A 16,437-nucleotide genomic window follows, 5' to 3' on the forward strand; every position below is an offset into this window, starting at 1 on the left:
TGGGCAATAATATAGTGTTGGGGAACTTTTCATGCTGAATTACACCCTTAGGCGTTTGCTGTTCGCGATCCCTACCCTTTTGGTGATCAGCTTCATTATCTTCGTGATTTTGGATCTTGCGCCGGGGGATCCTACCGGCAGCTTACCACTGACCATTCCCGCTGAAGTGCGCGCGAAAATTCGCGAAAGCCTCGGCGTTGGCGAACCTGTACACATCGCCTATTTCAAATGGCTCCGTGGCTTTTTCGTTTATGAACCGCTTCATTGGCTCGACCAGATTGGCATTACCATCGGTGATCCATCAGAGCGGGCACGGATCATCTCTTATGCCACACGTGGCCCTGTATTTGATCTGATCTTGGAGCGTATCCCACAAACATTGTGGGTGGTTGGCCTTTCTTATGTGTTCGGCATTTTGATTGCCGTGCCAATTGGGGTGATTTCAGCCTATAAACAATATTCATGGTTCGACCAGTTGGGGACATTTATCTCCATGGTGGGCTTTTCCGTACCGACTTTTTTCACTGGCCTTTTGATGATCGTTGTCTTTTCCGTTCAATTGGGCTGGTTCCCGTCGGTTTATGACACGACACTGGACGTGAATAGCTGGGACACATTTGTGTTGCAGGTGAAGCAGATGGTGATGCCCGTTATGGTGTTGGCGCTTTACAATGCGTCGCAAATCTCCCGCTTTATGCGCTCATCCATGTTGGACAATTTGAGCCAGGATTATGTGCGGACCGCACGCGCCAAAGGCATGAGCGAAAAAGTTGTTGTGTTGACCCACGTGCTGCGCAACTCGCTTATCCCGGTTGTAACCGTGATCGCGTTGGGCATTCCAACAATCTTTTCTGGTGCGATTATCACCGAACAGATTTTCCGGGTGAACGGGCTCGGCCAATTGCTGATCATCGGCATTCAAGGCAGCGATTTTCCGCTGGTTCAAACACTGACATTCATTTTTGCCATTCTTATCGTGCTGTTCAATCTGATTGCAGACGTGGTGTATGGCATTCTCGACCCAAGGATCCGCTATGACTGATCAGGCAGCGACAACACTGGGCCGGCCACAGCGCTCTTTATGGGGCGACGTTATCCGCCAATTTTTAAAACACAAGGGCGGCGTGGCCGGACTGGTCATTTTTCTCTTTATCGTTTTTGCGGTTTTGTTTGGGCCTTATATCCATACAATCGATCCGCAATATCTCGATATTCGCAACAAAAATTTGGGCCCAACCTGGGAACACCCGATGGGGACCGACAATTTGGGGCGTGACGGGTTGGCGCAAGTGCTGAGCGGCGGGCGCGTGTCGCTTGCGGTGGGCATTGCGGCGATGGCACTCTCGCTTTTGCTGGGCACCTTAATTGGCATTTTGGCGGGTTTTTTCCGCAAGTTGGATGGACCATTGATGCGGACCACGGACTTGTTCTTGGCTCTGCCCATTTTGCCACTTCTACTGGTGATCATCTTGCTGTTCCGCGACACATTGCGGGCGGCATTTGGACCGGAGACGGGCATCTTCTTATTGATCGTTTTCGTGATCGGGATCACCAGCTGGATGAATACGGCGCGTATTGTGCGCGGCGAAGTGCTAGCGGTGAAGGAACGTGAGTTCGTGCTCGCGGCCCGCTCCATCGGCACTGGCTCGCTCAAAACAATTGCGCGGCACATTTTCCCGAACGTACTGAGCCCGGTTATGGTATCGGCCACATTGGGCATCGCCAATGCGATCATCACTGAAAGCGCGTTGAGCTTTTTGGGCCTCGGGTTCCCATCTGACTTCCCAACTTGGGGACGTCTTCTTTATGATGGCGCCAACTTTATGACGCTTAACCCGGCCCGCGTGATCTGGCCTGGCTTGGCCATCTCGCTCACCGTTCTTAGCGTCAATTATATTGGCGACGGCATTCGCGATGCGCTTGATCCGCGCATTCGTGGCCGGTAGTCACTACAAAAGATCTATCAAAACGGCGCCCATTGTGGCGCCGTTTTCTTTGATAAATAGCCGAAAATCCGCCTTTTCCCTTGACTTGAAAGGGATTCTCCAGCATAACCGCCCTCGAATTGAAGCGTAGCTGGGGACAGTTGCGCCTATTTTCATTGGAAAAACTGCAGCTTAAGGCTTTCAGGTTGACCTGAATAAAAGACCGGTGATCCGGCGCCGCACAGCGCGTGACAACACTCTGGCCCACGAACGGCCTTTGAAAGGAATAAATATGTTTGCTGTGATTAAGACAGGCGGCAAGCAGTACAAAGTTGCTGCTGATGACGTCTTGAATGTTGAAAAACTCGATGCCGAAGCTGGCGACACCGTAACATTTGATCAAGTGTTGATGGTTGGCGCTGAAGGCGACGTTACAATCGGTGCACCATTGGTAGACGGTGCTTCTGTTGTTGCTGAGTTGGTTGAGCAAAAGCGCGATAAGAAAATTGTGATCTTCAAAAAGAAGCGTCGCCAAAACTATCGTCGTAAAAATGGTCACCGTCAGCATTTGAGCGTTGTGCGCATCACCGACATTTTGACCGGTGGCGCCAAGCCAAAAGCAACAAAGAAAGCTGCTCCTAAAAAAGAAGCAGCCAAAGAAACAGCAAAGTCTGAAGCGCCTGCTGCTAAAGCGGAAGCAAAAGACGATTTGAAATTGATCTCTGGTGTTGGCCCTGCATTGGAAAAGAAATTGCACGCAGCAGGCGTAACTTCTTTGAAGCAAGTGGCTGAATTCACCAAAGCAGACATTGAACGTATTGATGCAGAGCTGAACTTTAAAGGCCGCATTGAACGTGAAGATTGGATTGGCCAAGCTAAAGAAATGCTGGCTGGCAAGTAAGTTATAGGAGACTGACAGAATGGCACATAAAAAAGCAGGCGGTTCATCCCGTAACGGTCGTGATTCAGCTGGTCGTCGTCTCGGCGTGAAGAAGTTTGGTGGCGAGCACGTTGTGCCCGGCAACATCCTTGTGCGTCAGCGCGGCACAAAATGGAATCCAGGTGAAAATGTGGGTCTTGGCAAAGATCACACAATTTTCGCGCTTGTCGAAGGCAAAGTGACCTTCTCGACACGTCGCAACAATAAGACATTTGTATCTGTGATGCCACAAGAGGCAGCAGAATAACGGCGGTTCACATATCATCCGCCGGTTTAACCAAACCCCGGCGGATCGATCAGAACTGCTAAAAGCTTCAAAGTTTTAAAGGGGATTGGTGAAAACCGGTCCCCTTTTTTGTTTGGAGCATTAAAATGACTAAATCAGTTTTGAAAACCACTCTTCCTTCAACCATTCGCTCGAAGCGTTTGGTGATGCGCCCGCTTGGCGGTCAGGATGTGGCGCAACTGGTGGTGCTCGCAAATAATAAAAAAATCGCCGATGTGCTGGCCCGACTGCCACACCCCTATACCGAGGATGATGCCAATTATTTTATCAATCTGGCCAATTCGGATGGGGAGGAAAAGATTTGGGCAATCACACTGGACAACCAACTGATCGGGGTTTGTGGCCTCACCTTTTCTGACGAAATCTCGACGCCGGAATTGGGCTATTGGCTAGGCGAACCCCATTGGGGCCAAGGTATTGGTTCTGAAGCTATTTCTGCTTTGTTGAATGCGGTGAAAGAAACGAAAAATGACGCGGAACTTTTCGCCCGTTGTCTCGTTTCGAATAAGGCTTCTGCAGCATTGCTCGCCAAGTGCGGCTTCGCACATCAGAAGACTCTCACCGAAGAAAGCGGCCTTCATGCCGACAAGGAAATGCACCATTTCCTATTCAACCATAGAGACGAGCGGATAGATCATGACTTACATTGAGACCAAGAACCTGCTGCTGCGTCCGGTTGAAATTGGAGATGCAGCGAACCTAGCTGAAGCACTCAACGATTTTGAGGTTGCCCGGAACCTAAAGAACATCCCCACCCCTTGCCGCCCCCAAGATGTTTTGGCGTGGTTGGGACGGACGATCCATGACCGGTCGCGGGACAATATTGCCTTTGTGATTGAAGTGGAGCCCATGAAATTGGGTGGTTTGATCGATTTTGGTAAAACGGACCGTGGCGTTAATGTCGGCTATTGGTTGAAAAAGCAATATTGGGGCAAAGGCCACATGAGCGACGCAATGCGCGCGGCGCTTGATTGGTATTTCTTAGAAGATGATCGGGACTTTATTGTCTCTGACATTTTTGAAGATAATTTCGCCTCGCGCCGGTTGCAAGCAAAGCTCGGTTTTGAAGAGGTTGGCACGTGCCAGTTCAAATGCCAAACACGTGGCGAAACCGTTACGGCGGTCGACACCGTTTTGACCCGGCAAGCCTATTGGGATCTTCGGAGAGAGCGGCATGCTGAAATTAGCAACTGATCGGCTATATTTGCGTCCACCACAATTTGGCGATGCGGCGGCGATTACTGCTGCATTGTCAAATTATGAGGTGGCGAAAAATTTGGCGTTTGTGCCCCACCCCTATGAATTACAGGACGCTGTGGGCTGGTTGGAAAAACAGCCTGCTTTGGTGCATCCATTTGATCAGAAGTTTGCGATTTTCACCCACGAAGATCAATTTTGCGGCATGACAGGTTTTACTAAGAAAAACGAATTGCCCTCACTTGGCTATTATTTGCATCCAGATGCATGGGGTAAAGGCATTATGACGGAAGCCAATTGGGCGCTGATCAAATGGCTGTTTGATGGGCCGGGCGCCACGAAAATCGTTTCGGGTGTTTTCGACTATAATGTTGCTTCAATGCGGGTGCAGGAAAAGCTGGGCTTTCAAACTGTTGGCCAGTCCGTTATGCATTCTCTTGCACAAAACGAAGATTTCGCGCATATCGATACGGAACTGACAAAGGATGCGTTTGAACATGCCGCACCAACGCTGGCAGCCTTGCGTAAAAACTCATGAAATTTCTAGACCAAGCAAAAATCTTTATTAAATCTGGCAATGGCGGCGCAGGCTCTGTTTCGTTTCGACGGGAAAAATATGTCGAGTTTGGCGGACCGGACGGCGGCAGTGGCGGACGCGGTGGCGACGTGATCGTGCAATGTGTGGATGGGCTGAACACGCTGATCGACTATCGTTATCAACAGCATTTCAAAGCTGGCACAGGCACCCATGGCATGGGCCGCCAGCGCACAGGTGCTGACGGGGACGATGTGTTTTTGAAAGTGCCCGTGGGCACGCAGATTTTTGCAGAAGACAATGAGACCTTGCTGGCCGACTTCACCGAAGTGGGTCAAGAGATGATTTTGCTGAAGGGTGGCAATGGTGGCTTTGGCAATATGCATTTTAAAAACTCCACCAACCAAGCGCCTCGCCACGCCAACCCGGGGCTTGCTGGCGAAGAGATGTGGATTTGGCTGCGGTTGAAACTGATCGCGGATGCTGGACTTGTTGGCCTGCCCAATGCGGGCAAATCTACCTTCCTCGCGTCCGTGACGGCAGCAAAGCCAAAAATTGCAGACTATCCGTTTACCACGCTGCACCCCAATTTGGGTGTGGTGAAAATTGGCAACCGCGAATTTGTGATGGCCGACATTCCGGGCCTGATCGAAGGCGCGCATGAAGGCGCAGGCATTGGCGACAGATTTTTGGGCCATGTCGAACGCACCCGCACCATTGTGCACTTGATTGATGGCACGCAAGAAGATGTTGTAGCGGCATATAAAACCATTCGCGGCGAGCTTGAGGCCTATGGCCATGGACTTGCGGAAAAGCATGAAATCTTGGCCTTGAATAAGGCTGATGCCATTCCTGAAGACGAGTTGGTGGAGAAAAAAGCGGCACTTGAAGAAGCCAGTGGTGGCAAAGTGCATGTGATCTCAGCCGTTGCAGGCATGGATGTCGACAAAGTGCTGTTTGACGTGTTGAGCCAAATGGATGACGCCACTGAAGCAGAAGCTGCGGAAGCAGCGCAAGAGGAAGACGCACCTTGGACGCCTTAGGCGACATTTGAAGGCGGAAATGAGATTTTTATGGCAGATGCGTTCAGCGATTTTTTCGGGTTTAAACGCCTGACGATCAAAATCGGCTCTGCTTTGCTGGTGGATGCCGACACCGGTGCGCTGCGTAAAACTTGGTTGAAAAGCCTCGCCGCTGATATCGCCGAGCTCAAATCTCAGGGCATGGAAATCGTTATCGTTTCGTCCGGAGCGATTTCGCTGGGTCGGCGCATCTTGAGATTGGATGCAGAAACGCTCCCGCTCGATCAAAGCCAGGCGGCGGCCGCTGTGGGGCAAATTGCCCTGTCCCAAGCCTTTAGCGATATTTTGCACACCCACAATATTGTGGCGGGCCAAATTTTGGTGACCCCCAACATCACCGAACAGCGTCGGCATTTTTTGAATGCCAAAACCACGATGAACACGCTGTTGGAATTGGGCGCTGTGCCAATCATCAATGAGAATGACAGCGTCGCCACGTCCGAAATTCGATATGGCGACAATGATCGGCTGAGCGCGCGCGTGGCCACGATGGTGGAGAGCGACGGGCTGATCATCTTTTCTGATGTAGACGGCCTATATAGCGCAGCGCCGCATATCGATCCCAATGCCGAATTTTTGCCGCGCATTGAGCGGATTACACCAGAGATTGAAGCCATGGCCGGGGGCGCAGCCAGCCACTTATCTCGCGGCGGTATGCGCACAAAAATTGAGGCGGCCAAGATGGCCGTGCATGCTGGCACTGCGATGATCATCGCCAAAGGCGCGGTCGATCACCCTTTGCGGGCCGTCGCTAAAGGTGCACGACACAGCTTTTTTGTGCCCATGGCCACAAAGCGTGCGGCCCGGAAAAACTGGATCATGTCAGCCCTGCCCGCAGGTCGCGTTACCATTGACGCAGGCGCAGCCAACGCACTGGCCAAAGGCACCAGCCTGCTGCCGATTGGCGTGACTGCGGTGGAGGGGGCATTTGGACGCGGCGATGCGATTTCCATTTTTGACCCGACTGGGGTAGAACGTGCCCGCGGCTTGTCGAACTTTGATGCGGCGGACGCGCAAATGGTGTTGGGCAAACGTTCAGACCAAATTGCAGAGATTTTTGGACCAAGCTCGCGCACTGAATTGGTGCATCGCGACAATTTGGTTTTGTTGGAGGCGAGTTAGATGTCAGATCAAGCCGATATTCATACGCTGATGATGGGGTTGGGCGAACGGGCCCGCTTGGCGGCGCGTGTGTTGGCCATTGCCCCAACAGCGCAAAAAAATGACGCGCTGCGCAAGAGCGCCGCGTTGCTGCGCGAACGCAAAGACGAGATTTTGGCGGCAAACGAAAAAGACGTGGCCGCTGCCAAGGCAAATGACATCAGCGCGGCCTTCATCGATCGATTGACATTGGATGACCAGCGCATTGAAGCCATTGCCGACGGATTGGAGCAGATTGCCCTGCTGGATGATCCAGTTGGCACGAAACTGGCGGAAATTAACCGCCCGAATGGGTTGAAAATTGATCGCGTGCGCACGCCTTTGGGGGTGATCGGGGTGATCTTTGAAAGTCGCCCCAACGTGACAGCAGACGCGGGCGCACTTTGCTTGAAGGCGGGCAATGCCGCCATTTTGCGCGGGGGATCAGACAGCTTCCATAGCTCGCGTGCCATTCACCGATGTTTGGTGGATGGGCTGGAGGCCGCTGGCTTGTCCAAAGATGGCATTCAGCTTGTGCCTACCACAGACCGTGAAGCCGTTGGCAAATTGTTGCAGGGCTTGAACGGCAATGTAGATGTGATCGTGCCCCGTGGTGGCAAAGGGCTTGTGGGGCGGGTGCAGCAAGAAGCGCGTGTACCCGTTTTTGCGCACCTGGAAGGCATTTGCCACATTGTGGTGGATCAAAGCGCCAATCTCGATATGGCGTTGGACGTGATCATAAACGCAAAAATGCGACGTACGGGCATTTGCGGTGCGGTGGAAACGGTGTTGATCGACCAGAATGTCGCGCCGCTTTTGGTGCCACAGCTAGTGGATGCTTTGGCGGAAAAAGGATGCGAAGTGCGGGGATGCCAACGCACGGCGGGACTGGACAATCGGGTGATCGACGCAACGGAAGAAGATTGGTCCACCGAATATTTGGATGCGATTATTTCAATTCGGATCACCGATGATTTCGATCAGGCACTTGACCATATTGCCCAATATTCATCTCACCACACAGAAGCCGTGTTGGCTGAAGATGAAACAGTCGTCGAACGGTTCTTCAGCGAAGTTGACTCCGCCATTTTAATGCACAATGCATCTACGCAATTTGCAGATGGTGGCGAGTTTGGCATGGGCGCCGAGATTGGTATCGCAACGGGCAAAATGCATGCCCGTGGCCCGGTGGGTGTTGAACAGCTCACCAGCTTCAATTATCGCGTGCATGGCAAAGGGCAAACGCGTCCGTGACACATATTGTAAAAAACAGTCATGCAGATTTGAGTCTGCCTATTTCTACGCCCGGCATGCGCATTGGCTTGTTTGGCGGCAGTTTCAATCCAGCGCATGAAGGCCACAAACTTGTGTCGCGCCAAGCGCTGAAACGGCTTGGGCTGGATGCGATTTGGTGGTTGGTGACACCGGGCAACCCACTGAAAGATCATAGCGAACTCAAGCCCTTATCCGAGCGGATTGCGGCGGCAAGAGATCTGGTGGACCATCCACGCGTGCGGATCACTGGATTTGAAGCCATGCACGGCTTTAAATATAGCTATGACACGCTGGCCTATCTCAAACATACTTTGCCCGGCCGCAAATTTGTTTGGATTATGGGCGCGGACAATCTTGTGAGCTTCCACAAATGGGATCGCTGGCAAGATATGGCACAATTGATGCCGATTGCCGTTTATGTGCGCCCGGGGGCGGCGCACAATGCGCCGTTTGCCCCCGCTGCGCAGGCCATGGCCCGCTGGCGCGTGGATGAAAGCGATGCCCATGATTTTGCTAATCGGCCGGCGCCTGCATGGATATATCTGCACGGGATCATGTCCGACCTTTCTTCAACCCAATTGCGCCAAGCGGCAAAGCGCCGCGATTGACCGCTTGCAGCAGGCTTGAAAAACCGGCGTAAAAAGCGCATATTGGAATTAGTGAAAATTAGCGTGAAAGACGATTGAACCACAATGGTTTCTATCTCACTTGAACTCGGTGCTGGTGCATGACGCCCCACACCAACAATAAGGGCGCAGCGCCTGATTCTGCTGCATCACCGGAAAATGTGTTGAATATCGTGCTTGGGCTTTTGGATGATGCAAAGGCCGAGGATACGGTTTCAATTGATATCCGCGGTAAATCCAGCCTTGCTGACAATATGGTTGTGACCTCTGGGCGGTCCAACCGTCATGTTGGCGCGATTGCCGACCAATTGTCGCGCGAGCTACGCGAAAAGGGCTTCGGCAAGCCAAAAGTTGAAGGCGTGCCGCAGTGTGACTGGGTACTTGTGGATGCTGGCGATGTGATCGTTCACATTTTCCGCCCCGAAGTACGCGAATTCTACAATATTGAGAAAATGTGGGCAGCCAATTTGCCCAATGATGCGACGCACTAGAGTTCGCCGCACATGAAAATCCATATTTTGGCGGTGGGGCGGTTGAAAGACGGCCCCGAGCGCCAACTTGTCAGCCGCTATATTGAACGCGCGAAAGCAACTGGCCGCCAACTTGGCTTTGGCGATGTGAGCATACGCGAGCTGGCTGAAAGCCGCGCCAAACAATCCGATCAACGCAAAAAAGAAGAAGCTGATGCCATTCTTGCCTTGGTGCAGGAAGGTGCAATACTTGTGTTTTTGGATGAACGTGGCAAAAGCCTAACCAGCGATAAGTTTGCACAACAAATGGGCGCATGGCGCGATCAAGCCGCACGTGACTGCTATTTCGTGATCGGCGGTGCCGACGGGCTGGAAAAATCACTAAGGCAACAGGGTCAGCTTACGCTCAATTTCTCAAATTTGACATGGCCGCATCAGATCGTGCGCATCATGTTGGCGGAGCAAATTTACCGCGCCATGACCATTTTGAGTGGCCATCCCTATCATCGCAACTAATTGATGTGGACCAAAGACCCGCATTGGCCCAAAAAAGGTCAAAGTTAAACGCGACAAAACGCCTGCCTTTGATACATTAGAGTGGTGATTCGCCATTTGCGTGGAGCCGAAATTAACCTGTGAGTCTTGATTTGCGCCAAATTGGAAAAGCCACTCGGTTGAGCACTGGTATTTTGCTGCTCAGCGCCATGATGATGGTGCCGGGCCTTGGCCAGTTCAACGACCCCACAACCACACAAGATGCACAGATTGAACTCGATCAGGTCAAGCTGACGATTGAGTTGACAGAAGAGCGCGTTGAAGAGCTCAAGGCACAGGTTGATGAACTTTCTGGCGATCGAACCCAACAAACAGCCGCGCTGATTGAAGCAGCGCAGCGTGTGAAATTGGCGGAGATTGAAGCCAATGCCATCGCGGAACGATTGGGCAGCTTGCGGGCAGAAGAACAAACCATTCGCGCCACGCTGGATGATGAAAACTACGAAATCGGCACGTTGCTCACCGCGTTGCAGCAATTGGGACGCAACCCACCCCCTGCCCTGATTATTGAACCTGACAATGCCGTAAATTCAGCGCGCGCTGGCAGCCTGTTGGCGTCAGTTTTGCCGCAACTGGCCAGCCGCGCCGATGCCGTACGGCTTGAACTGGATAGCCTATTGGCGATTTCAGAAGAAGCCGAGGCAGAACAGAAACTGCTTGTGGCCAATCTTACAGTTTTGCGGGAAGAACGGCTGCGCATCGCCACACTGATTGAAGCCCGCAAGCGCGGCTTGGCCCGCGTAAATGAAGAGCTGGAAGCCGAAGAGCGCGAGGCAGAATTGCTGGCCAGTCGCGCCACTTCTCTCTCACAATTAATCAAAACCTTGGAAGACAAGGTGAAGTCCGTCAGCGATGCCAATGCCGAAGCTGATGCATCGGATGCATCGCAAGGTGAGATAGGTGAAGCGCTTGAGCAAAGCGTGATTGATTTAGCATTGGCCGACAAATCCCGCACTGAACCCGCCTTTCCTTTCGCACTTGGCAAAGGCCACTTAACGCCACCTGTTGTCGGCGTTGAAGTGGTGTCTTATGGCGCGGATGATAAATTTGGCGGCACTTCGCAGGGATCTTACATTGTGACCCGCGCTGAGGCGCAAATTGTTGCACCAGCTGATGGCTGGGTCGTCTATAAAGGCCCTTATCTTAATTATGGCCAAATTGTCATTTTGAATATGGGGCAAGGATATCACTTGCTGTTGGCGGGTATGGACAGCGCTGCCGTCGATTTGGGGCAATTTGTATTGATGGGCGAACCTTTGGGCAAAATGGGCGCGCGCACAAATTCTCAAACAATCGCGACCAGTGCTGGAAACTCTCGGCCAACGCTTTATATTGAAATTCGAAATGAAGACACGCCTATTGACCCAACCGGATGGTGGGACAAAGGGTCCAGGACAGCACAGAATGGATAGTCACTTATGAAATCGACCATGAAATCAGCTCTTCTTGCCCTCTCAATTGGCCTTTTTGCGGGCGGCGCGCCCGCTTTTGCACAAGAGGCCACGCAGGAAGAACTAGGGCCACTTGACCAACAACAGGTTTATGAAGAATTGAACCTGTTTGGCGAAATTTTTGACCGTATTCGATCTGAATATGTGGATGCACCAAATGAAAAAGAACTGGTGCGGGCGGCCATTCAGGGCATGTTGAGCAGCCTTGACCCGCATTCAGGCTATCTCGATCCAGATGACTATGCCGATGTGCGCGAAGATACCCAAGGCACCTTTGGTGGCCTCGGCATTGAAGTGGTCATGGAAGATGAAGTGATTAAAGTTGTGTCGCCCATCGACGATACGCCTGCTGCCGAAGCTGGCGTTTTGGCCAACGACTATATTGTGGAGTTGGATGGCGAGCCAGTGCGCGGCAAAACATTGGATGAAGCTGTCGATATGATGCGCGGTGAAGTGGGCACAGACATTGATTTGGTGATCGTTCGCGAGGGCGCTGATGAGCCGATTGAATTGACCATCACACGCGATGTGATCACATTCCAAGTGGTTCGCTCCTTCACCCAAGATAATGTTGGCGTGATCCGCCTCGCTCGGTTTACCGGCCAAGCCTATGCTGGTGTGGAAGACGCCATTGATGATTTGCAGGCCGAATTGGGCGATGACCTCAAAGGTCTCATCCTTGATTTGCGGAACAATCCTGGCGGGCTTGTCGATCAAGCCGTGTTCATCTCAGATGCGTTTTTGAGCCGTGGCAATGTTTTGTCCACACGCGGCCGCTCCGCGGAAGAAAATGCACGTTATGACGCAAACGCAGATGATTTGGATAAGAAAGTGGAAAATCTGAAATTGATCGTTTTGGTCAATGGCGGGTCTGCCTCTGCTTCTGAAATTGTGGCTGGTGCGTTGCAAGACCAAAAGCGCGCAACGCTTGTGGGTACGCGGACATTCGGCAAGGGCTCAGTGCAGTCTATTATCTCGCTCGGTCAAAGCGGTGCGATGCGCCTCACCACTTCGCGTTATTACACGCCAAGTGGACGTTCTATTCAGGCAGCGGGCATTATGCCGGACATTGAAGTGTTCCAAGATGTGCCTGAAGAGCTGCAGGGTCGCGACGAGATCATCGGCGAAGCGGCGCTTGATGGCCAGATCGGCGGCGGCACAGAGGATGAGGCGACAACCGGCTCATCAGTCTATGTTCCGTCTGATCGCGAGAAAGACAATCAATTGCAATATGCGATCGATTTGATGCTTGGTGAAAAGAGCAATGAGGCTTTTCCACCTAATCCAAACGAATAAACTGATTTGGCCCCGACCTTGAGTTGGGGCCAATACCGAACCATGAGTTGCGGCGGCATATGGCGGACAATTTGAATAAGCCTTTGGGGCGCAAAGGCGGCGAGCGAAAAGACAGCACCCAAAAGGTGCGCGTTGGCGGGTTTCCGCTTTTGCCCGTTTCTGTTGCTCTGCTCACCGTGCTTATTGCGGTGCCTGTGATATGGGTGGCTTATGTTGATAGCCCGCTCGAAGGGCGTCCCCATGTTGAAGTTGGTGTGTCGAACACCGGCAATAATGACTTCGCCCGTAACCTATCCCTTGATGAAGGCGCAGCAGAGGAAACGCCTGACGAGCCGGCCGAACCTATTGATAGCCCGTCCTTCGTGAATATTGACGAGTTCCCAGAAGGTGCCGACGCTGCCCGTGCAGCGGCACCGAAGCCTGAACTGCTGGAACAAACCCAGCATGGATTTATTCCGCAGGTGGCGACAAATGGCGACCGACCTGCCGATGTTTATGCTCGGGCTTCTATCACCCCGGACAGCGCCAAGGGCCGCGGCCTTATTGCCATCGTTGTGGAAGGCTTGGGCCTTTCAGAGGAAAATACCCGCTCCGCAATTGAACGCCTGCCAGATGAAGTGACTTTAGCCTTTGCGCCATATGGCAAAGAAGTTGGCAGCCTTGCGCTCGCCGCCCGCATTGGTGGCCACGAGATTATGTTGCAAATTCCGCTGGAGCCATTCGACTATCCGCAAAATGACCCCGGCCCCCAAACCCTTTTGGTGGGGCAAGCGGCGCGGGCTAATTTGGACCGCCTATATTGGCTGATGTCGCGCATGGGTGGTTATACCGGCGTGATCAATTATCTGGGTGCGCGCTTCACCTCCTCGGCGAACGATATGCAGCCGATGATGGAAGAGATCGCCCTACGTGGGCTTACATATTTGGATGACGGTGCGTCCAACAGATCGCTGGCACCACAGTTGGCGAAACAAGCTGGCGTTGATTTTGCGCGGGCTCAGGTGAATTTGGACGAGACCCCATCACGCAGCGATATTTTGCGCCAATTGACGAAACTGGAAGCGCTAGCGCATGAAAATGGCTCGGCCATTGCCACCGCAACATCCCTTCCCGTCACCGTGCGCACAATCGCAGAATGGGCCGACGGCTTGGAAGAAAAAGATCTTGTGTTAGTGCCAGTGAGCGCACTGATGCAAGACAATTAGGATAGGTTTCATGACAAAGCCAATCGATCGTGAACGCATGCCTTATCGCTTTTGCGCTGGTGTATGCGTGGTCAATGATAAAGGCCAAGTGTTTGCTGGACGGCGCAAGCCCAAAGCGGGTGTGCCGCAAGCTTATGAATGGCAGTTTCCGCAAGGTGGCATTGATAAGGGCGAAGATGCACTTGTAGCAGCAAAGCGGGAGCTTTATGAGGAAACCAACATATCCTCTGTTGAACTGCTGTTTGAAGTGCCAAAATGGCTTAGCTATGACTTGCCAGATGAATTGCTGGGCAAAGCGCTCAAAGGCAAATATCGCGGCCAGCAGCAACGTTGGTTTGTGTTTCACTTCATTGGTGATGAAAGCGAAATCAATGTGACTCAACCTGCCGGTGGTGAGCATCCGGCGGAGTTTTCTGAATGGGCGTGGCGCGATATTGAAGAGATGCCCGACCTGATCGTGCCGTTCAAAAGGAAGCTCTATCAAGAACTTGTTGATTTGGTACGCCCACAGATTGAGGGAGAACAAAAATCATGAAGACGATTGGTGTTCTTGGAGGCATGAGCTGGGAATCCACCGCGCTCTATTACAAACAGCTCAATGAGTTGGTGCGCACCCACAAGGGGGGATTGCACAGCGCCGACATTTTGATGCGTTCGGTTGATTTTGCACCCATCGCGCAAATGCAAAAAGATGGGGCATGGGACGAGGCTGGCGCACTATTGGCAGATTATGCCAATGGACTTGAACAAGCGGGCGCAGAATTTTTGGTGTTGGCTACCAACACCATGCACCTTGTTGCCCCTCAGATTGAGGCCGCAACAAACATACCGCTTTTGCACATTGCCGACAGCACTGCTGCGGCCCTTAAAGAAGATGGCTTTGAACGCGTTGGGCTATTGGGCACTGCGTTTACAATGGAAAAACCTTTCTTGATCGACCGCTTACAAAGCCATGGGCTGGACATTGTCGTGCCGGAGGTTGATCGCACCAACCTAAACGCCATTATTTTTGACGAATTGTGCCGTGGCATTATCTCCGATCAATCCCGCACAACTTATCAGCGCGCGATTGAAGGCATGGTGGCACGGGGTGCGGAAGCCGTTATTTTGGGGTGCACCGAAATCACCTTGCTGATTAGCGATGAGGATCGCCCCATTCCGACCTATGATAGCACGGACTTGCACGTGAAGGCCGCCGTTGCACATATGCTGGCTTCTTAGCCGGATTTGGCTCGCTTCCGAAAACGTTGCCAGCCATATGCCATTGCAGCAGCCAGCAATAGCGTTAAAAACAAACTTGTGGTGATAGCTTTTGCGCGTGAAAAGGTGCTGGCCATATTGACCAAATCTACGGTCACATTTTCAGCCAATAGCATTCTTGCAATCAGCACATTCTCCCCATAATCAAAGATCATCACAAGTGGGGCAGCCCAAGCGACGCGCTTCAGGAAATTGATCCACCAATTGGTGTGATGGCGCGCGATGAAGTCTAACATTTGCCAGATGAACAGCGCTAGCAAGGCTGGGTATGCAATGTCTAGGACCAGTTGGTGGTTGAGATAATAATCCCTGCCGTCTGGGCCGAGCGCTTGCAGCACTTGCAAAGCCTCCTGCCGGTTATAGCCGCCGGGTCGCATATCGAACGGCGCTAGACCGCCTGCATATGAGGTGAGCTTTGGCAGGCTGACAGAAAGCATGTAGATATAAATGGCGGCGGCACCTAGAAAGCTGGCCCAACGCATACTACTGTGTTTCAACTGAAATCTCATTTGCGTCTCCTCGATATCACAAATGCTGTGATGACACGGGCACGGAACTGACGCATTATCATTTGATAATGACTGACCCTACTGATCATACGGACTTGCGCCAAGCGCTTATCTCAGCTGCTCCGCTTGATAACGAAGCGGTGGCAAGGCTTGTACCGCACTTCATTGAAAAAGATATCCTTGAAAACTGCTTATTGGTGCGTCAGGACACGCCAGAAACGGATGAAATTTTGCTGCTGTCTGGCCGTTGTGTGGCTTATATTCTTTCACAGGATGGCGAACAGGTGCATCTCGGCTTTTACGATGCGCCCGCGGTTTTGCCGCCACATATCAGCCGCACGAAAGACGGTTTTTCTCTCTTGAATATCGAAATGCTCACCCCTGGCTGTGTGGCCATGATATCTGCCGCAACTTTGCTTGATCTAATGGTGGACAATGCAGCTATTCGGACTTGGGGCAATGATATTATGCGCCAGCAGCTTTTGCACCAATCAACGCATCAATGGGCGCTTGCAGCACTTGGCGGTAAAGCACGACTTTTGTGGCTTCGTGAGCATTTTGAACAGCTGGAAGACAAGTTTGACCATTGGCGCCTTGCCTCTTTTCTGGCCATGACCCCCGTCAGCTTCAGTCGAATTCGCAATGCGCTAGATTAAAAATAGGCCCGCCGAGTGGCGGGCCTATC

General features: G+C 52.2%; 20 protein-coding genes. 19 read left to right on the top strand and 1 reads right to left on the bottom strand.

Features of this window, described 5'->3' with window-relative positions:
- Nucleotides 1-31: 31 nt before the first annotated feature.
- The 18 genes from ACP15Y_RS06685 to ACP15Y_RS06770 all read left to right on the top strand — a co-directional run bounded on the left by ACP15Y_RS06685 (nt 32) and on the right by ACP15Y_RS06770 (nt 15,204).
- Nucleotides 32-1,042: an ABC transporter permease gene (locus tag ACP15Y_RS06685; protein ID WP_424982224.1), complete on the top strand. Its 1,011-nt coding sequence runs from the start codon at nt 32-34 to the stop codon at nt 1,040-1,042.
- Nucleotides 1,035-1,946, top strand: a complete 912-nt coding sequence (locus tag ACP15Y_RS06690; protein WP_424982225.1) for an ABC transporter permease — start codon at nt 1,035-1,037, stop codon at nt 1,944-1,946. Before ACP15Y_RS06685 ends, ACP15Y_RS06690 begins: the two co-directional genes overlap by 8 nt.
- Before the next feature lie 271 nt (nt 1,947-2,217).
- Nucleotides 2,218-2,826 (top strand): 50S ribosomal protein L21, encoded by a 609-nt coding sequence (locus tag ACP15Y_RS06695; RefSeq protein WP_424982226.1) that lies wholly within the window; start codon nt 2,218-2,220, stop codon nt 2,824-2,826.
- A 19-nt stretch (nt 2,827-2,845) separates the two neighbouring features.
- Complete coding sequence (gene rpmA, locus ACP15Y_RS06700; RefSeq protein ID WP_424982227.1) at nt 2,846-3,112, top strand: 50S ribosomal protein L27; 267 nt, start codon at nt 2,846-2,848, stop codon at nt 3,110-3,112.
- A 125-nt stretch (nt 3,113-3,237) separates the two neighbouring features.
- A complete protein-coding gene (locus ACP15Y_RS06705) occupies nt 3,238-3,801 on the top strand; it encodes a GNAT family N-acetyltransferase (protein WP_424982228.1) in 564 nt (187 codons plus the stop codon).
- Nucleotides 3,788-4,345: a GNAT family N-acetyltransferase gene (locus tag ACP15Y_RS06710; RefSeq protein WP_424982229.1), complete on the top strand. Its 558-nt coding sequence runs from the start codon at nt 3,788-3,790 to the stop codon at nt 4,343-4,345. Before ACP15Y_RS06705 ends, ACP15Y_RS06710 begins: the two co-directional genes overlap by 14 nt.
- The gene (locus tag ACP15Y_RS06715) at nt 4,326-4,886 is read left to right on the top strand and encodes a GNAT family N-acetyltransferase (RefSeq protein ID WP_424982230.1); all 561 of its coding nucleotides are present in this window, start codon (nt 4,326-4,328) and stop codon (nt 4,884-4,886) included. Before ACP15Y_RS06710 ends, ACP15Y_RS06715 begins: the two co-directional genes overlap by 20 nt.
- Nucleotides 4,883-5,926 (top strand): GTPase ObgE, encoded by a 1,044-nt coding sequence (gene obgE / locus ACP15Y_RS06720; RefSeq protein ID WP_424982231.1) that lies wholly within the window; start codon nt 4,883-4,885, stop codon nt 5,924-5,926. Before ACP15Y_RS06715 ends, obgE begins: the two co-directional genes overlap by 4 nt.
- 30 nt (nt 5,927-5,956) lie before the next feature.
- Nucleotides 5,957-7,087: a glutamate 5-kinase gene (gene proB, locus ACP15Y_RS06725; RefSeq protein ID WP_424982232.1), complete on the top strand. Its 1,131-nt coding sequence runs from the start codon at nt 5,957-5,959 to the stop codon at nt 7,085-7,087.
- Nucleotides 7,088-8,359, top strand: a complete 1,272-nt coding sequence (locus tag ACP15Y_RS06730; RefSeq protein WP_424982233.1) for a glutamate-5-semialdehyde dehydrogenase — start codon at nt 7,088-7,090, stop codon at nt 8,357-8,359. It begins immediately after the preceding gene.
- Nucleotides 8,356-8,988, top strand: coding sequence for a nicotinate-nucleotide adenylyltransferase (locus tag ACP15Y_RS06735; protein WP_424982234.1), 633 nt, complete (start codon nt 8,356-8,358; stop codon nt 8,986-8,988). Before ACP15Y_RS06730 ends, ACP15Y_RS06735 begins: the two co-directional genes overlap by 4 nt.
- A gap of 119 nt (nt 8,989-9,107) precedes the next feature.
- The gene (gene rsfS / locus ACP15Y_RS06740) at nt 9,108-9,497 is read left to right on the top strand and encodes a ribosome silencing factor (RefSeq protein WP_424982235.1); all 390 of its coding nucleotides are present in this window, start codon (nt 9,108-9,110) and stop codon (nt 9,495-9,497) included.
- Between the two features lie 12 nt (nt 9,498-9,509).
- Nucleotides 9,510-9,992: a 23S rRNA (pseudouridine(1915)-N(3))-methyltransferase RlmH gene (gene rlmH / locus ACP15Y_RS06745; protein ID WP_424982236.1), complete on the top strand. Its 483-nt coding sequence runs from the start codon at nt 9,510-9,512 to the stop codon at nt 9,990-9,992.
- Nucleotides 9,993-10,150: 158 nt separating this feature from the next.
- The gene (locus tag ACP15Y_RS06750; protein WP_424982237.1) at nt 10,151-11,443 is read left to right on the top strand and encodes a murein hydrolase activator EnvC family protein; all 1,293 of its coding nucleotides are present in this window, start codon (nt 10,151-10,153) and stop codon (nt 11,441-11,443) included.
- Between the two features lie 18 nt (nt 11,444-11,461).
- Nucleotides 11,462-12,778 (top strand): S41 family peptidase, encoded by a 1,317-nt coding sequence (locus tag ACP15Y_RS06755; protein ID WP_424982238.1) that lies wholly within the window; start codon nt 11,462-11,464, stop codon nt 12,776-12,778.
- A 59-nt stretch (nt 12,779-12,837) separates the two neighbouring features.
- Nucleotides 12,838-13,983: a divergent polysaccharide deacetylase family protein gene (locus ACP15Y_RS06760; protein ID WP_424982239.1), complete on the top strand. Its 1,146-nt coding sequence runs from the start codon at nt 12,838-12,840 to the stop codon at nt 13,981-13,983.
- Nucleotides 13,984-13,993: 10 nt separating this feature from the next.
- Nucleotides 13,994-14,518 carry an RNA pyrophosphohydrolase gene (locus tag ACP15Y_RS06765; protein ID WP_424982240.1) on the top strand — a complete coding sequence of 175 codons (525 nt, stop codon included), beginning with the start codon at nt 13,994-13,996 and terminating at the stop codon, nt 14,516-14,518.
- A complete protein-coding gene (locus ACP15Y_RS06770; protein ID WP_424982241.1) occupies nt 14,515-15,204 on the top strand; it encodes an aspartate/glutamate racemase family protein in 690 nt (229 codons plus the stop codon). Before ACP15Y_RS06765 ends, ACP15Y_RS06770 begins: the two co-directional genes overlap by 4 nt.
- On the opposite strand, the gene ACP15Y_RS06775 is transcribed toward ACP15Y_RS06770, so the two are convergent.
- A complete protein-coding gene (locus tag ACP15Y_RS06775; protein WP_424982242.1) occupies nt 15,201-15,752 on the bottom strand; it encodes a hypothetical protein in 552 nt (183 codons plus the stop codon). The genes ACP15Y_RS06770 and ACP15Y_RS06775 overlap by 4 nt on opposite strands.
- A gap of 68 nt (nt 15,753-15,820) precedes the next feature.
- Between ACP15Y_RS06775 and ACP15Y_RS06780 the strand changes: the two genes are divergently transcribed.
- Entirely contained in the window at nt 15,821-16,408 is a 588-nt protein-coding gene (locus tag ACP15Y_RS06780) for a Crp/Fnr family transcriptional regulator (protein ID WP_424982243.1), read from the top strand.
- Nucleotides 16,409-16,437: the final 29 nt, after the last annotated feature.

The organism is Maritalea sp. S77, assembly GCF_049801075.1.
Lineage (GTDB): Bacteria > Pseudomonadota > Alphaproteobacteria > Rhizobiales > Devosiaceae > Maritalea.

What these genes read in the sequence shown, in the direction of transcription:
- ACP15Y_RS06690 (WP_424982225.1), top strand. Translation starts at nt 1,035, where the DNA reads ATGACTGATCAGGCAGCGACAACACTGGGCCGGCCACAGCGCTCTTTA.
- ACP15Y_RS06705 (WP_424982228.1), top strand. Translation starts at nt 3,238, where the DNA reads ATGACTAAATCAGTTTTGAAAACCACTCTTCCTTCAACCATTCGCTCG.
- ACP15Y_RS06760 (WP_424982239.1), top strand. Translation starts at nt 12,838, where the DNA reads ATGGCGGACAATTTGAATAAGCCTTTGGGGCGCAAAGGCGGCGAGCGA.
- ACP15Y_RS06685 (WP_424982224.1), top strand. Translation starts at nt 32, where the DNA reads ATGCTGAATTACACCCTTAGGCGTTTGCTGTTCGCGATCCCTACCCTT.
- rsfS (WP_424982235.1), top strand. Translation starts at nt 9,108, where the DNA reads ATGACGCCCCACACCAACAATAAGGGCGCAGCGCCTGATTCTGCTGCA.
- ACP15Y_RS06730 (WP_424982233.1), top strand. Translation starts at nt 7,088, where the DNA reads ATGTCAGATCAAGCCGATATTCATACGCTGATGATGGGGTTGGGCGAA.
- ACP15Y_RS06780 (WP_424982243.1), top strand. Translation starts at nt 15,821, where the DNA reads ATGACTGACCCTACTGATCATACGGACTTGCGCCAAGCGCTTATCTCA.
- proB (WP_424982232.1), top strand. Translation starts at nt 5,957, where the DNA reads ATGGCAGATGCGTTCAGCGATTTTTTCGGGTTTAAACGCCTGACGATC.
- ACP15Y_RS06775 (WP_424982242.1), bottom strand. Translation starts at nt 15,752, where the DNA reads ATGAGATTTCAGTTGAAACACAGTAGTATGCGTTGGGCCAGCTTTCTA.
- ACP15Y_RS06715 (WP_424982230.1), top strand. Translation starts at nt 4,326, where the DNA reads ATGCTGAAATTAGCAACTGATCGGCTATATTTGCGTCCACCACAATTT.
- ACP15Y_RS06755 (WP_424982238.1), top strand. Translation starts at nt 11,462, where the DNA reads ATGAAATCAGCTCTTCTTGCCCTCTCAATTGGCCTTTTTGCGGGCGGC.
- ACP15Y_RS06765 (WP_424982240.1), top strand. Translation starts at nt 13,994, where the DNA reads ATGACAAAGCCAATCGATCGTGAACGCATGCCTTATCGCTTTTGCGCT.
- ACP15Y_RS06710 (WP_424982229.1), top strand. Translation starts at nt 3,788, where the DNA reads ATGACTTACATTGAGACCAAGAACCTGCTGCTGCGTCCGGTTGAAATT.
- ACP15Y_RS06770 (WP_424982241.1), top strand. Translation starts at nt 14,515, where the DNA reads ATGAAGACGATTGGTGTTCTTGGAGGCATGAGCTGGGAATCCACCGCG.
- ACP15Y_RS06695 (WP_424982226.1), top strand. Translation starts at nt 2,218, where the DNA reads ATGTTTGCTGTGATTAAGACAGGCGGCAAGCAGTACAAAGTTGCTGCT.
- rlmH (WP_424982236.1), top strand. Translation starts at nt 9,510, where the DNA reads ATGAAAATCCATATTTTGGCGGTGGGGCGGTTGAAAGACGGCCCCGAG.
- obgE (WP_424982231.1), top strand. Translation starts at nt 4,883, where the DNA reads ATGAAATTTCTAGACCAAGCAAAAATCTTTATTAAATCTGGCAATGGC.
- rpmA (WP_424982227.1), top strand. Translation starts at nt 2,846, where the DNA reads ATGGCACATAAAAAAGCAGGCGGTTCATCCCGTAACGGTCGTGATTCA.